Raw genomic sequence first — 14,581 nt, forward strand, 5'->3', positions numbered from 1 at the left:
TCAGTGATGCCTTATCAAATCGGCTTTAAACAAGCTTCATTGTTCCTGGTTGGACAGCTTCAATTGTTACCAGCAGTTGCACCGGGACGAATCCCAGCAGTTGCACCGGGACGAATCCCAGAAGTATTAAATTACATAATGGATATGTCGGAAAGCTTTGTTTTACCAGAGAGACGAGAACGAAGTTATCCAAGAGCAGTAAAAAAGAGGCCTTGTCGCTATGCGACAAGGCCTCCAAGAAGACGCTAAACGATGCTTAACTTACAAGCATTAAGCGATATACGCTGGCTTTTTTTGATCTTTTTTGCGTGTAAGAGACTATTACTTTCTGTTTTTCAGACAATTCATAATAATCAACGACACTAAAGCGAGAGAGGTGCCCATGAACCGTATCAACCCCAAGAAACTATTTCGTAGTAAGTGGACGGCCGTTAGCCCAGTGAAAAAGGAAAAGCACTTCATGGTTACGGAGGTAGAGTTTGACGAAGGAGAAGTGGTGCGCTGTTTAATCGAAGCGGTGATGACGAAACGGGAAGAAGCGATAAATTGGCGCGACCTCACCGACAATCAAACGTGGCTTCCTGGTTGGAAGTAGCAAGGGAACCCGTTTCGATTGATGTACATGGGCTAGAAAGGTTTTAGAGGTTGATTGAAGCTCGTTGTTGCCAGTATTTGAGGCCTTCCAGCACGCCTTCCGCATGGGTTGACTTACTGGTATATACGTTCTCTCTGCCTGATAGGTGAGCCACTTCAGGGTAGTGGTTTGCTACTAATATGGAGTTCACACCCTCTATCGTCAGCATAGATGTATCGTTCGCTGAGTCACCGGCAACACACACCTGTTCAATGCTCAAATCATGTTGCTTCAAGAGGTGATGGATTGCGGTCGCTTTGTTGACGCCTTTTGGTGTGATATCCAGATACCAGTCGTGTGAATAGGTGAGGTGTACATCCAAGCCGTGTGATTCTAATTGTGATTCAATTAATGCATGTTGAGGTTCAGAAAGCTTACCCTCAAAGGTGATCTTATAGGTACCTTGGTGGTTCTCTAAGCGTTCACCCATAAAGTCGAGTGGTGCGAGTGCTGTCTCTACCTTTGACTTATTCCAAGATGCCTCGAGTTTCTCATGCCAGATATGGTCAGGCTTTTGGATATGGTTGTGGTGAATTCTTGTGCCAACATCACTGATGATGCTGTGTGGTTCTGGGTAGTTATCTGATGCCAAGCCAGTTTGAATGGAAGGGAGCGTTCTACCTGTCGCGATGATAAAGCGGATATCGGGTTGCTCTGTAAGGTAATCGAACAGTTGACTAACCCCATGAGAAGAGCCGCCATCGAGTGTACCGTCAAAGTCACAAACCAACATTTTTATCATCCGAACTCCTTGCCACTCTCGTTAATGTCGATGGAAATAGCTTAGCGATTCAGGATGCCTTTAAGAAACGGACAATGCCAATCTGTAACTGATGACAATACCTGAACCGCTTTATGATTATGTTCGAAGATCGATCAAATGACTATGTGTAACCCCAACAGTTACACAGAATTATTTAAAGTGGCTTAACAAGCGCTAAATCTTGTCTTCCGCTAATCTTGATACTTCCCCTTTAGCTCTGCTCTGAAGCTCTCTGAAAGCTCAGGATTTTGTAAAAGCTCTTCTGCAAGTTCTTTGTCGTTAGATACTAATTGATCACTTCCAGCAATCAGATAGCTGAAGAGCATTTCTTTTGCAACAATCGAAAGTTCATCACTCCGAATACGAACTCTCATGGCCCTCTGATACTCGTAGCTCAACGGTTCGTAATCTGTGCTAGAAAGGCGCATCTCAGTTATTTCTTGGATGACACTCGGGTTATCGTCTTTTAATAATTGTTTTTGGAGTATTGGTGTCATTTCTGGATTACGACTTAAAACTCTCGCGGCAATTAACCTTTCATCATATTCACTACTAGACAAGTAGCCTTTAACCGCTTCATCTAACTGTTGATCTTTAAGGTTATCGATAGCAAGTAACGTTGTGTAGGCTTGACCTTGCTCGGGTAGTTTCTCCTCCAAATAGTCAGCTACCTCTTGTTTCAACAAGTCCGATTGTCCGCCTAATATGCCGATATTTAAAAGTGCACTATCCGCTACTACTTGGCTGCTGTCATCCAATGCGGATTGCAGAGTGATTAATGCTTCCTCTGTATTGCTCTCCCCCATTTTAGCAATTGACATCATTGCTCTTAATCTGTTTTGTTCATCTATTGTTTTATCTTGGATGATATTAGATAAAACGAGCTCTCCATCCTGTTCTTGAGACCGTTCAAGTGCAAAAATTAACAACGATTGTTGGTTGTCGCTAGTATCAGGGTTTTCTAAGTATGATTTTACGTAATTAAAACCTTTATCTGCCAGAAAAACACCAATCAATTTTGCCTCAAACAGGTCTGGTGATTTTGAGAAAGCTTGAAAATGCTCTTCAAAATTGGCGTTATTGATAACACTTTGTGACGGTCCAGCTTCAACATTCAGTGCAGCAATTTTTATCTTAGCGTTAATATTTTCAGAAAAGTTTTCGAGAGACCAGTCTAGTTTATGATAATTTGAAACCGGCTCTATATTTATATCTTGAATAATAGTTAGAAAGTTCCCTTCGTAATCAATAACCTTTTTATTCAGGTATGATAATGAATTAGGAAAAGTATTATTATCATAAATTAACTGCCATTTATCATCTTGGCTACTCAATATATAACTATCAGTAAGTTGCCTTGCCCCTTTGAGCATTCGAGAAACAGTATTAGTACCATTCTTTTGATAGTGAAAATCATACTCTGCATCGGGAAATAGTAGAGATTTGTCACCCTCATAGTAAGAGAATTGCTTGAGTATATGTTTAATCGAATATAGAGGATGGGATGGGTTTAAACCCAGCATATTTGTATCATTAAAAGCACCGTCATCGAAAGAAGTTGTAAAAGCGAGAGACATCGGACGATCCTCTCCAGAATTGTCAGTGGGCCAAAGAATATTAAACGCTTGTCCTAAATATTCACTTCCTGTCTCACTTACTTTTTTAAATGCCAAGTTATATTGATAATCTGAACTACCAAGAGTTTCTTTTTCAGCCATCATCTTTGTTGAAAATTTGACAATAAATTGCAATTTATACTCATCAGTATTGATATCATACGGTTCATCTTTAGTTGGCCTAATATTTTCTTTAGTAACATATTCTGGTATCTGAGTGGTATTTACATCATCGCTCGAATCATAAATTTCAAATAAATAATAAAGAGTAATACCAAAAAAAAATAACAATATCAAAAATGATTTTTTCATAACAACCCTAAAAAGTTAAAACTATAAAAATAATGAATGAGTTGAGATTAGAAATTAAATAAAACTCAACCCATAAAAAAATATAAACTCAGTTAAGATTTTATATCCCTCATCTTTATATCCATCTTGTTTTGTCTGCGATCGTATGTTCCATTTCCCAAATTGGCGACCAGCTCACTATAGTGGTTTCTGCATTTAGTATAGTTGCCATTCCAAAAAACGCCTTAACGGTGCAGTACAGTCCAAGACTACCATCACCTCCTTTAGCGCTGGTGTCCCATTTCATTCTCATATAATAACGATGTTTTTTATCAGGTATTTCTCTCCAGTCAGGATATTGGCTGTAACTAACGCCTGCTTCAGCTCGCGCAGTAGTACCTAAGTTAATTAAGTTTAGACGACCTTTAGCCCCTTTTTCGATTGTTTTTATACCGAGGTTCAGTGAGATATAACCTTTCGCTGTGGCATCACCCGCTAGAAAAGGTCTAATTGATGCGTAAACAAAGTCAGGTCTACGTTCCCCCCATTTAACTACTGGGTAATTAGCTTTCTCAAAGCCACCAACTTGTAAACCAGCGGAGAAATCCGCACCAGTTCGAAGTACCGCACCTATTTTTACACCTAGTCTAAAAAGCCCCGCAGGATCAATTGGAATCTCAGGTAATGGAACCTCTAGTGAAGCAATATTATGGGAGAATGTACGCTGAATATCAGCTTGTAAAAGAGCGTCGCATGTAGGACTTATTGAAATAGGGGTATCGCTGTCAACAGTTAGACCAATGTGTAAGCCTCTGACGCAATTTAATTCTTCAGGATTAAATGCTAAATTAGTATTACCAAACACAGTACTGATATTAGTATTGTGAGGTCCTACTTTTACGGTGAAACGGTTATTGGTATTACCTAGGACTCTCCCTCCTTCATAAGTAAAGTAACCATTAGAAAATCGATTTTGATCAAATTTTGCAACTTGACTTGCTACTTTAGCAGAGTTTGTTTTGTCTTGAACTGTACCTATATTTAAAGAATCAGCATTAACATTAAACGTGCACAATACTATTATACTAACAATAAATAGTTCACCAAACCCCTTGGAATATGTATATGACTTCATCTCAAATCCTATATTGTTGTTTAAAGCGACGTAAATTTACATCATTGAAATATATTATATGAGGTGCACATCACATTATAAGTAGCATGAATCATTGTGTGAAATTTATGGGCTCAAGATCTTGTTTTTACTTGACGGTTTGTGCGGCTTTGATCCGCACCAGCAGTTTTGGACACTGAGTTAAGTGAGTGAAATCACTAACGAGGTGAACTATGGCAAACAAGAAGAAACGTATTATCCATTCTCCTGAATTTAAAGCCGAAACTCTTAAGCTAGCAGAGAAAGTGGGAGTCGCAGCGGCAGCAAGACAGCTCTCCTTACATGAATCTCAGATCTACGCTTGGCGTAAGACGGTAAAGAAAAACACTACAACCAGTCCTGAAGAGCTAGATATCGTAAAAAAGGCCGCCACCTACTTCGCGAAAAACCTAAAGTAGATAATTGGACTCCCCTCCTCATAAGTCGCAGCCTCGTAATGGTTGCTAGAGAAATATTCGGAGTTCAACATGATGAAGACAGTTGCAGGTGTAGATTTGGCCAAGAAAGTGATTCAAGTTTGCGTTTATGCAAATAAAAAGGTGCGTTCCAATACAGAAATGACACCGAACGAATTCACTTGCTGGTTAGCTAATTCAGAGTCAGTGACCGTCATATTTGAAGCCTGTGGTACTTCGAACTACTGGAAGCAACTTGCCTCCTCCTTTGGGCATGATGCTCGGCTGATATCTCCTAAGTTAGTTGCTTCTGTAAGGCAAAATCAGAAAACCGACAAAAATGATGCTTTAGCCATTATTCAAGCATCGTTGTTGCCAGATATCGCTTTTATTTCAGGGAAAACAATAGAGCAGCAACAATTGCAGTCGGTCATGCGCCTGAGGGAGTTAGGCGTAAGACAAAAAACAGCAGCAAAGAATCAATTAATAGCTCTGTTGTCTGAGTTCAATATTAAAGTATCCCAGAAGAATGGTGGGTTGAGGGGCAGTATTAAATCCACTTTGGAAGATGCAAATAATGGATTTTCAGGCGAGTTTCGTATGGCTCTTTCTGTTRCATGGGAGCAATACTTATCTCTTGTCGATGCTGTAGAGACTTATGACTCGTGCTTGGAAAGAGCTTTACAGTCTCAGCCTGACTGCAAAAAACTACTAAAAATAGAAGGTATTGGAGTATTGAATGCCGTTAGCTTATATATCGCTTTAGGGTGTGCAGATATCGGCACCTTTACGAAAGGAAAAGATGCTGCTGCCTGCATTGGCTTAACTCCCATTCAGTACTCATCTGGTAGCAAGATCAAATTAGGCTCTATAGGTAGACGAGTCAAGAATACTCTTTTGAGAAGCCAATTGATCACGGGAGCCATGTCTGTTGTCAGCTACATTGCTAATAGGCCAGCAAGAACAGAAAAGGAGTTATGGTTAAAAGCCTTGATAGAGCGCCGAGGTAAAAAGTGTGCTGCTGTAGCATTGGCAAACAAAAACGTTAGAACTGCATTTGCTATTCTGACTCAAGGGACAGAATATCAGGCTGATCCTATTACAGCCTGAATATAAAAGTGTCAAACCAGTAAAAATGCATAAATAAGATTTGAAAATCAGCTAGTAAAAGCAGTTAGCAATCAAGAGCTTTGAGCTCGTAATGTAGGTAATAGCTTACTAGTTCGCGTAAATATCATGGAGTCTGAGTTAGCTACTCATTTAGAACTCGTACATAAGTGCGCATTTATTTTCTTATTTAAAATTTTTTGCTGTTGACAATGGGGAGTCCACATAAGATTGCTACGAATTTATGCTCGAACACCTGCTGTGCTTCAGTGTTATCCGCATGGCTAAGGTGTTCTGCGTTTCACGAAGTGGGTTTTATTACTGGATTAAGCATCGCCACAAGACCGCCCAGCGCGAGGTAACTCGCCAAGAGTTTGATACAAAGGTCAAAGAAGCTTTTGACAATAGCAAAGGCCGTGATGGCTCAAGGCGCATCCAAAAAGAGCTGGCTGAGAACGGTGATAACCGTAATATTAAAACCATTGCCGCCAGTATGAAGCGACAGGATTTAACACCGAAAGCGGCACGTAAGTTTAAGTGTACGACGGACAGCAAACATAAACTGCCAGTGGCACCGAACCTGCTGTGTATGAGTAGGAAAGGAAACGGCTGGGACAATGCTTGTGTTGAGAGCTTCTTCCATTCAATGAAAGTTGAAGCGATCCAGTATGAGCCGATCATGACGCGAGACGAGATGCGCCAAACAATCTTTGAATACATAGAGGTTGATTATAATCGGACAAGAAGGCACAGTGCTCTTGGGTATCTAAGCCCAGTTAACTTTGAAAATCAAAATGTCGCTTAATGAAGTGTCCAGTCTGGCTGGAGCAGATCAGATATTTCACTTCAATCGCTTCATCAATAAGCGACTGTGAATCAATATGACCAGTTCTATTCCCTTTTTGTGCATGTTTAGGAATGAGCGAAAGAACGGACCTTCCTGACTCAAAATACATTTTTTTCCAGCTAGCAAGGACTCGCCAACTAGGCGGAGCTAACCCTAACTGCTGTTTAACGTCATCTAAAATTGGTACAAGATTTTTTTCTGTCCAGCCACCTTTTAGACGCCTTTCAGTAAACTGAATGACTTTAAGGCGTCGTAACGCTTCCTCTCGAGTTTTTTCAGGGTATGTATCAAAGGAAGAAGGATACGATTCATTTTCTTGAAATAAATCACTCGGTATTTTTGTTGCTAATTCCGCTTCTTTGCCAGAAGCTTCCATTTCGTCGATGAAACCAAAAACGTCTTCGAAATCTGACGTCATATCTAACACCAAACATAGCTATTCAAACCAAAATCAGAACTTCTAATATCAGTTTTAACTCTCCCTGACGATAGCCAGCAGAGCGTCGATACAAGCGTTTCATGTTCAGATAAACCCAGGTATTCAGATACTTCGCGTAACTGAACTTTTTGCTTACGTTGTATAAACCCAAGAACAGACTTTTGAACTTTTGTGACCGTATGTAAACCAGAATAACGATGCAATAGTTTGAGGTTACTAAAAATAGGATCAATGCGAATTTGCTTTTCTGTCACCAAAACAAGACGCTTTCCTTGCTCTTCCAGTGCTACCCGCTGTTTTTCAGCGAATCGCTGTCTAAAATCAGGTTTTAAGATTTGGCTTGAGTGCTTAATTTCAATAAGGGTAGATCGGTTTTTATGATCATCGGCTAAGAAGTCAGGCGTATAACGACACTTGCGACCATTAAAGTAGTAAAAGAAACCGTGTGGTTGAGATATGTACCCTTTAACATCAGGGTTATATTCGAGATGAAAACAAAAGTCGAACTCTAAAATAGATAGGGTGCGAACGACAGCATCATTTTTCAAGCTCATAAACTTGCAGATGTTGTGTACGTGAGATGACTTCTTAGTTTGGTCGAACATAGTGCGCATCACATTTGTTGTAAACCTACAACAAAAAATAGACTATGCTGACTTATAGTGCAAATTTGCTAACTTCTTTGCAATTTATGCTAAGTTATTTTGCAAACATCAAAAAGGGTGGGAACCCAGCCACATCCCGGCACACAAGTCACACGCTGCGGCTGCTTCCTTCCGGACCTGACCGAGTTCACGAGCTATTGTTGCGGGAGGACCAGGCCCCCATAGATTCGTTTTCTAAGAGGCTTGCCTCAAAGAGTGAGTGGATTATTAAGCATCCCGGCAGCCATTGCAAGCCCTTCCCCTTTCTTTTTGAGCAATTGTGGTCTAAGTGCTTATCCTTTATTCAAACCACCAGTAAATCGCAGGTAAATTCATCATTTACCTGCGATTCGAAGTTCTCGTACAGCGACACTAGATAAAGTAGACACTAGATATCGATGTCTTCGTTATCTTCAGTACGAATGATGTAATCCGTCATCCATGCAGTCCCTAATAGACAAAGCCATACCACGAATACTGGGCTTGGCACTTCAATACTCGGCGTAATCACCAATGCCGCAAAACCGACCGTTGGGAGTGTCCAACATAAAAGTTTATTCCAGCTGAAGGTCTTCAAGCGCATCAGCGTTTCCATGGATGCCATGATGCCCGTCACACACAAGGCCACAAGCGCTGCATAAGGTAAGTCGGCTATCCAAAGAGGCAAGATTAACCCTAATGACCACCAGCTGTGTCGACTCGCGGGTTTAAGATGGTTAGCAGCCCACCAAATAACCATGATGGACAAGACTTGTAATAGAGTCACCCATGGCGTGCCCTCAAGCTTGCCTGCTGATTGCGTGACCATAATCCCGACCTGCAAAGTAGTCACGATCAAACCCGAAATAATCACCACCGACAAACTACTGCGTCTTGAGAAAACCACCATTAACAGTGGGAACAGCACCCACGCGCTAACAGAGAGCGTGATTGGCTGTAGAGGAAGGGTTAAGCCATAAGTCGTCATGGCAGCAAGCAAAGCTAAACCTGCGATACCACCCTGCGGTAAGAACCATAATGCAGGAATCACCATCGCCAGTACTGGGATATCTCCCTCACTTAAACTGATTGCTCTCGCACAAACAACGGCTAATAATGTTGTAATTAGAAATTGAAACGTTGAAAAGACCATAGCTCTCTCCTTCTACCGATCCGTGGTATTCATGAACTAGGAACATTTAGTATGGACCAATTTTTAGCCCAAATCTTTGCTGTAATTCACCAAATTCCATTTGGAAAAGTAACAACTTACGGAGACATAGCACGTTTCTCGGGTTTTCCGGGCTATGCACGCCATGTGGGAAAAGCATTGGGTAATTTACCTGAAGGTAGCAAACTCCCTTGGTATCGAGTGATCAACAGTAAAGGCGAGATTTCCTTGAAAGGTGACTCATTTGAACGCCAAAAGAAGCATTTGTTAGAGGAAGGGATTGAAGTGAGCGACGCAGGAAAAGTTAAACTCAGAATATACAAATGGCAGCCCTAAAGCTGCCATCATTCGCCGATTCAACTGGCTACAAAACACCAATCAAAATGCCTTAACAGTGGCATCCATTTCTAATTAGCGAACACCGACCAAGCGCAGGTCAGCGTGTTGTGTACTTTCTACATCTGTAATCACAGACTTGATAGTATCTGTTGTGAAACGTAATTTGCCGTCAACATGGATCGTTGCACGCATGTTGTAACGGTGGTTAGGCTGAATCTTGTTGTTGTCGTAGCTTAATTCGAACGCAAACGGTACTTGCTTACCATCGGTTGTGAACTCTTGAGTCGCGATAACCGTTGATGGAGCATCTGCTAATGAAACATCTTCTAGCGTTACAGTAACCAATGCATTCTCTGGTAATGCAATTCTTTCGCGGTAGCTAACTGTTCCTGAAATCACTTGAGTATTCTCTGCAACCACTTCCTGAGAAGCGTTCGTTTTTGATGTTGTTTGGCAACCGACTAGCAGGCCAAACGATACTAAAGACGTTAGAAGAATTAGAGCCTTTTTCATATTCAATTTCTCTCAACATGTTTGCCGGACTCGGCAAATCTACGGACTAATTATAAGAGAGCTTTCATATTCTGTCTTGAAACCCTATGATTTATTGACAGATATCTGACTAAGCTAAATGATTAACACAATAATCTGACACTCATTTTACTAAGAGGAATGCTGGCGATGAGTCGACCTTTAAAAGAATTACTAAGTTTACTTCAGCTTGAGAAGCTGGAAGAAGGTTTATTCCGTGGACAAAGTGAAAACCTCGGTCTTCCACAAGTTTATGGCGGTCAGGTCTTAGGACAAGCACTTTCTGCTGCTCGTTATACCGTTGAAGACGACCGTAGTGTTCACTCGTTCCACAGTTATTTTCTATTCCCCGGCGACCCTGAAAAGCCGATTATTTACGATGTTGAAAATCTCAGAGATGGACGCAGCTTCAGTACACGCCGTGTTAAAGCGATTCAAAATGGCCGCCCTATTTTCTATCTTACGGCCTCTTACCATGGTGACACACCGGGCTTTGAACACCAAAATCCGATGCCTGATATTCCAGGACCGGAAAACTTTGCGTCTGAAACTGAGCTGGCGAGCCATATTGCGGAGTTCTTACCAGAGAAACTGCGTAAAACCTTCTGTGGTGAAAAGCCAATTGAGATGCGCCCTGTAACGGTTGTTAACCCACTAAAACCAAAGAAGACGGAAGCGAAACAGTACCTTTGGGTTAGAGCAAATGGCGCGATGCCAGACAACCACTTGATTCACCAATACCTGCTTGCTTACGCTTCAGATTGGGGTTTCTTAGTCACTGCTCTTCATCCACACGAAGTCTCTCTAATGACGCCAAACTTCCAAGTGGCAACGATAGACCACTCAATCTGGTTCCACCGCCCATTCAAGATGGATGAATGGCTGCTCTATGCGATTGAAAGCCCAACAGCGGCCAACACTCGCGGCCTAGTACGCGGTGAGATTTATAACCAGAAAGGTGATTTAGTCGCGACAGCCGTTCAAGAAGGTGTGATGCGCTTTACTAAGTAGTCATCAAATACGTCTGAGCATCTGTAAGCAAACACCTTAAAAGAAAAGAGGCTAGGTATCTTAACTAGCCTCCTCTCTTTTTAATCACGATGGCAGTTCAACGAAACCGTATTTAGTTACCCTGTTCAACCGGCTTCGGCTCGCCTTGCACTCGCGTTTTGATACCATCACCCGCATCGCGCAATAAGTTAAATGGCGATAACACCACGCCTTTCACCGCACCTTCTGCCGCGCCTTGAGCGAGCTCCTTACTCTTGTCAGCCAACAGGTTAGCTTGCACTAGAATCGCAGGGACTTCGGCTCTCAGCATCTCAGACTCGGCAATCACCACAGGAATCGTTTGTTCTCGGTATGACTTACTTTCAGCAAGCATTGGTGGCATCAAATCAACACGGTAGCGCTTAAGTTCGGTCAGCGTTGGCGGAATCACATCGGTTCTCACCTGTCCGACTTCAACTCGAACATTTTTCACTTCGTCTAGTATAGCTGGTATTTTGCTATCGACCGATGCGACCGTTTTGTTCACCTTCTCGACCGTCTTTCTTACATCTTCGACGGTATTCAGCATCTGTGGTGCTAACTCGTCGACGTGCTCCGCCAGTATCAGAAACTCTTCGACTTTTAGCTCTTTAGTGAGCACGGAAAGATCCTCAATAACCTGAGGATAGGTATCGACAATTTCACCGACTTTATTGGTGAATGAATAGATGGTGTAGCCAAGGTAAAAAATGGCGATAGCTAACACGAGTTGAATAACAGTAGAAACTTTTGCAAACATGAATAATCCTTTTCTTCATCGCAGAGGCGATATCTAAACTCGAAACACAATCGTTAAAATGGTTATAGCGGTAGCGCGGTGGTGTACTTTAATGGTTCCATCGCAAACGTAGAAGTAACGTTTGATATACCATCCACACTATTAACCAAGCGCTTATAGAACTCATCAAAGCACTTCATGTCTTTAACCTGCACCTTCATCATGTAATCGTACTCGCCCGCCATGCGATAGAACTCCATGACTTCTGGGAATTCCGACACAGTATTCACAAAACGACCGTACCACTCATGAGAATGATCACTGGTTTTCACCAATACGAACGCGGTGAAAGAAAGATCTAACTTTTCAGGGTTCAGCAATGCCACTCTTTTTTCAATGATGCCATTCTCTTCCAAACGCTTTAAACGCTTCCAGCAAGGCGTTGTGGTGAGGTTGACGGCTTCGGAAATATCGTTCAATGACAGGGTGCTGTCTTCTTGTAATAACGCTAATATTTTTTTATCTACTGCATCTATCACACTTTCACCAAATTGATTTTAAATAGAATAATTTTCTACATTTTAGTCAAAATAAAGCAAATATGGCAAAGTTTTTCTCTCCAGATCTAGCTAAATTAAAACCATACCAATTACAAAAAATTCCTACACTCGATCAGGAGAACGCTTATGTGCACTGACCATCAATGGATTAACAACGCGATTCGTAAAATTGAAGCGGACTACCAGCGCTCTGCGGATACGCACCTTATCAAACTAGACCTTCCAAGCATTGAAGGCATTGATATCTACCTTAAAGATGAAAGTACACACCCAACAGGCTCTTTGAAGCACCGTTTGGCGCGCTCTCTGTTCTTATACGCTATCTGTAACGGTTGGGTTGGCCCAGAAACCACGATCATTGAATCTTCATCTGGTAGCACGGCGGTGTCCGAAGCTTACTTCGCTCGCCTACTTGGTCTTCCATTTATTGCGGTAATGCCAAAGTGCACAGCGAAGAAAAAGATCGAGCAAATTGAATTCTACGGCGGCCAAGCACACCTAGTTGACCGCTCTGACCAAATCTATGATGAGTCACGTCGTTTAGCAGCGGAACTCAATGGCCATTACATGGACCAATTTACTTACGCTGAGCGCGCAACCGACTGGCGTGGTAACAACAACATCGCAAACTCGATTTTCAATCAAATGCAGATGGAAGATCACCCGGTTCCAACTTGGGTTGTAATGAGCCCGGGTACTGGTGGTACTTCAGCAACGATCGGCCGTTTCATTCGTTACCAACAGCATGAAACAAAGCTTTGTGTTGTCGACCCTGAAAACTCAGTTTTCCACGAGTATTACAAAACAGGCAATACAGAAGTAAAAGGCAGCACATTCAGCAAAATTGAAGGCATTGGTCGTCCACGTGCAGAACCAAGCTTCATTCCAGGTGTGGTTGACGAAATGCGTAAGATCCCAGACGCGGCAAGTATTGCAACGACACATTGGTTGTCTGACATTCTAGGCCGTAAGGTCGGCGCATCTACGGGTACCAACATGTACGGTGTGCTTCAACTGGCAAGTGAGATGAAAGCGCGTGGAGAGAAAGGCTCTATCGTGACTCTGCTTTGTGATAGCGGCGAGCGTTACCTAGACACTTACTTCAATGACGAGTGGGTGAAAAACAACATTGGCGACCTTCAGCCTTATGCTGCAAAGTTAGAAACTTTCTCTCAAACGGGTGAGCTAGCTTAAGCGCCAAGCAAAGCACAAGCTTTCAAAATAAAAAAGAGCCCTTAATGGGCTCTTTTTGTGTGTCTTTGGTTAGCGACAAGCTAAGACTATTCTGGCTTCTGCTTCGCTTCAAAAGCAGCCAGTTGTTCTGGTGTTGCTTTTGGTTGGTGGTTTTGTTTCCACTCATCGTAAGTCATGCCATAAACACGCTCACGAGCATCATCGATATCAAGGTCTAAACCTTGTTGTTCAGCTTCTGCTTTGTACCACTTGCTGAAGCAGTTACGACAGAAGCCAGCCAAGATCATCAGATCAATGTTCTGCACATCTTTGTTGTTGTCTAAGTGTGCTAATAGGCGACGAAAGGTTGCTGCATCCAGCTTGTCTTGTTCTTCTTGAGAAAGATCTTTGTATTTAAATTCAGCCACTTTGGTGTCCCTTAATAGTTTTCATTTTTTAATGTATTGAGCAGATATTGTTATACAAAAAAAGCCCGCACTTCGCTAGGAGCAAACGCAGGCTTTTCAAAACATTCACAGATAAACCGGAACTCTCATGAAACGATTACAAAACGTATTTATCCTTTTAGCTTCTCTTATCCTAAGCGCTACTGCTTATGCATCTCCATCAGAGGGAAAACAATACACGCTTTTGGAAAAACCTTATTCGACCGAGTATCAAGTAGACAAATTCTTTTCATTGACCTGCATGCCTTGTTGGCAGATGACAGAGTTACTCAAAGATAAAGAAGGCTCTGGTGAACTGGAACTGCATCGTACTCACGTAATTTTTAACGACTCGACCTTACAAGCTGCGGGTATTTACTACACCGTGTTGGCTCAAAAGCCGGATATGTCTCATGCACTTTTGAGTGAGTTATTCTCGCTGGTTCAAACTAAAAACCCGCTGCAAGAAACGGATATCGACGCTTTTTTCAAAGAACACAACCTTGTGAAACAAGAAAACATGACTCAAGCCCAACAACAGCAATGGGCTAAATTTATGGAAGATGCTGTATCTAAGACCGAGCAAGCGTCGATTAGCAGCATTCCGAGCTTTATTATTAATGGGCGCTATATGGTGAAACTAAGAGGCCACCGCTCTATGGAAGAACTGCTCGAAACCATTCAATACCTGAGCGAGCAATAGA

At 42.1% G+C, this 14,581-nt stretch carries 16 protein-coding genes, 1 other RNA gene and 3 pseudogenes; 9 read left to right on the forward strand and 11 right to left on the reverse strand.

The window, feature by feature from the left end; genetic code table 11:
• Both L1D11_RS17915 and L1D11_RS17920 read left to right on the forward strand, forming a co-directional pair.
• A pseudogene (locus L1D11_RS17915) lies at nt 1-249 on the forward strand (IS4 family transposase); the annotation flags it as partial.
• Between the two features lie 133 nt (nt 250-382).
• Nucleotides 383-595, forward strand: a complete 213-nt coding sequence (locus L1D11_RS17920; RefSeq protein ID WP_063522399.1) for a TIGR02450 family Trp-rich protein — start codon at nt 383-385, stop codon at nt 593-595.
• Nucleotides 596-638: 43 nt separating this feature from the next.
• Here L1D11_RS17920 and L1D11_RS17925 read toward each other — a convergent pair whose 3' ends face one another.
• From L1D11_RS17925 to L1D11_RS17935, 3 genes are all read right to left on the reverse strand, one after another.
• Nucleotides 639-1,376, reverse strand: coding sequence for an HAD-IIB family hydrolase (locus tag L1D11_RS17925; RefSeq protein ID WP_239834763.1), 738 nt, complete (start codon nt 1,374-1,376; stop codon nt 639-641).
• A gap of 212 nt (nt 1,377-1,588) precedes the next feature.
• Nucleotides 1,589-3,325 carry a HEAT repeat domain-containing protein gene (locus L1D11_RS17930; protein WP_239862656.1) on the reverse strand — a complete coding sequence of 579 codons (1,737 nt, stop codon included), beginning with the start codon at nt 3,323-3,325 and terminating at the stop codon, nt 1,589-1,591.
• 115 nt (nt 3,326-3,440) lie between these two features.
• Nucleotides 3,441-4,439 (reverse strand): hypothetical protein, encoded by a 999-nt coding sequence (locus tag L1D11_RS17935; RefSeq protein ID WP_239834842.1) that lies wholly within the window; start codon nt 4,437-4,439, stop codon nt 3,441-3,443.
• Nucleotides 4,440-4,651: 212 nt separating this feature from the next.
• Here L1D11_RS17935 and L1D11_RS17940 point away from each other — a divergent pair.
• The 3 genes and pseudogenes from L1D11_RS17940 to L1D11_RS17950 all read left to right on the forward strand — a co-directional run.
• Nucleotides 4,652-4,938 (forward strand): annotated as a pseudogene (locus tag L1D11_RS17940) (transposase); the annotation flags it as partial.
• Nucleotides 4,939-4,945: 7 nt separating this feature from the next.
• On the forward strand, nt 4,946-5,983 hold the full coding sequence (locus tag L1D11_RS17945) for an IS110 family transposase (protein WP_239862658.1): 1,038 nt from the start codon (nt 4,946-4,948) through the stop codon (nt 5,981-5,983).
• Between the two features lie 126 nt (nt 5,984-6,109).
• Nucleotides 6,110-6,785: pseudogene (locus L1D11_RS17950) on the forward strand (IS3 family transposase).
• Here L1D11_RS17950 and L1D11_RS17955 read toward each other — a convergent pair.
• From L1D11_RS17955 to L1D11_RS17970, 4 genes are all read right to left on the reverse strand, one after another.
• The gene (locus L1D11_RS17955; protein ID WP_239834086.1) at nt 6,757-7,245 is read right to left on the reverse strand and encodes a hypothetical protein; all 489 of its coding nucleotides are present in this window, start codon (nt 7,243-7,245) and stop codon (nt 6,757-6,759) included. The pseudogene L1D11_RS17950 and the gene L1D11_RS17955 sit on opposite strands and share 29 nt — an antisense overlap.
• Nucleotides 7,246-7,247: 2 nt before the next feature.
• The gene (locus L1D11_RS17960) at nt 7,248-7,871 is read right to left on the reverse strand and encodes a Tn7 transposase TnsA N-terminal domain-containing protein (RefSeq protein ID WP_345772757.1); all 624 of its coding nucleotides are present in this window, start codon (nt 7,869-7,871) and stop codon (nt 7,248-7,250) included.
• Nucleotides 7,872-7,991: 120 nt separating this feature from the next.
• Nucleotides 7,992-8,088: signal recognition particle sRNA small type (gene ffs, locus L1D11_RS17965), an RNA gene on the reverse strand.
• 210 nt (nt 8,089-8,298) lie between these two features.
• A complete protein-coding gene (locus tag L1D11_RS17970) occupies nt 8,299-9,042 on the reverse strand; it encodes a hypothetical protein (protein WP_239834088.1) in 744 nt (247 codons plus the stop codon).
• A 51-nt stretch (nt 9,043-9,093) separates the two neighbouring features.
• Here L1D11_RS17970 and L1D11_RS17975 point away from each other — a divergent pair, with 51 nt between their 5' ends.
• A complete protein-coding gene (locus L1D11_RS17975) occupies nt 9,094-9,396 on the forward strand; it encodes an MGMT family protein (RefSeq protein ID WP_239834089.1) in 303 nt (100 codons plus the stop codon).
• A gap of 75 nt (nt 9,397-9,471) precedes the next feature.
• On the opposite strand, the gene L1D11_RS17980 is transcribed toward L1D11_RS17975, so the two are convergent.
• Nucleotides 9,472-9,912, reverse strand: a complete 441-nt coding sequence (locus tag L1D11_RS17980; RefSeq protein ID WP_239834090.1) for a YbaY family lipoprotein — start codon at nt 9,910-9,912, stop codon at nt 9,472-9,474.
• Between the two features lie 168 nt (nt 9,913-10,080).
• Here L1D11_RS17980 and tesB point away from each other — a divergent pair, with 168 nt between their 5' ends.
• The gene (gene tesB / locus L1D11_RS17985; RefSeq protein WP_239834091.1) at nt 10,081-10,941 is read left to right on the forward strand and encodes an acyl-CoA thioesterase II; all 861 of its coding nucleotides are present in this window, start codon (nt 10,081-10,083) and stop codon (nt 10,939-10,941) included.
• 112 nt (nt 10,942-11,053) lie between these two features.
• Here tesB and L1D11_RS17990 read toward each other — a convergent pair whose 3' ends face one another.
• Both L1D11_RS17990 and L1D11_RS17995 read right to left on the reverse strand, forming a co-directional pair.
• The gene (locus L1D11_RS17990; protein ID WP_239834092.1) at nt 11,054-11,719 is read right to left on the reverse strand and encodes a hypothetical protein; all 666 of its coding nucleotides are present in this window, start codon (nt 11,717-11,719) and stop codon (nt 11,054-11,056) included.
• A 62-nt stretch (nt 11,720-11,781) separates the two neighbouring features.
• On the reverse strand, nt 11,782-12,237 hold the full coding sequence (locus L1D11_RS17995; RefSeq protein WP_004739953.1) for an Lrp/AsnC family transcriptional regulator: 456 nt from the start codon (nt 12,235-12,237) through the stop codon (nt 11,782-11,784).
• Between the two features lie 147 nt (nt 12,238-12,384).
• Here L1D11_RS17995 and L1D11_RS18000 point away from each other — a divergent pair, with 147 nt between their 5' ends.
• A complete protein-coding gene (locus L1D11_RS18000; RefSeq protein WP_239834093.1) occupies nt 12,385-13,452 on the forward strand; it encodes a PLP-dependent cysteine synthase family protein in 1,068 nt (355 codons plus the stop codon).
• 86 nt (nt 13,453-13,538) lie between these two features.
• On the opposite strand, the gene L1D11_RS18005 is transcribed toward L1D11_RS18000, so the two are convergent.
• The gene (locus L1D11_RS18005; RefSeq protein ID WP_004736423.1) at nt 13,539-13,859 is read right to left on the reverse strand and encodes a DUF1244 domain-containing protein; all 321 of its coding nucleotides are present in this window, start codon (nt 13,857-13,859) and stop codon (nt 13,539-13,541) included.
• Nucleotides 13,860-13,986: 127 nt separating this feature from the next.
• On the opposite strand from L1D11_RS18005, the gene L1D11_RS18010 reads away from it, so the two are divergent.
• Entirely contained in the window at nt 13,987-14,580 is a 594-nt protein-coding gene (locus L1D11_RS18010; RefSeq protein ID WP_239834094.1) for a thioredoxin domain-containing protein, read from the forward strand.
• Nucleotide 14,581: the final 1 nt, after the last annotated feature.

The organism is Vibrio sp. Isolate32 (assembly GCF_022397955.1).
Lineage (GTDB): Bacteria > Pseudomonadota > Gammaproteobacteria > Enterobacterales > Vibrionaceae > Vibrio.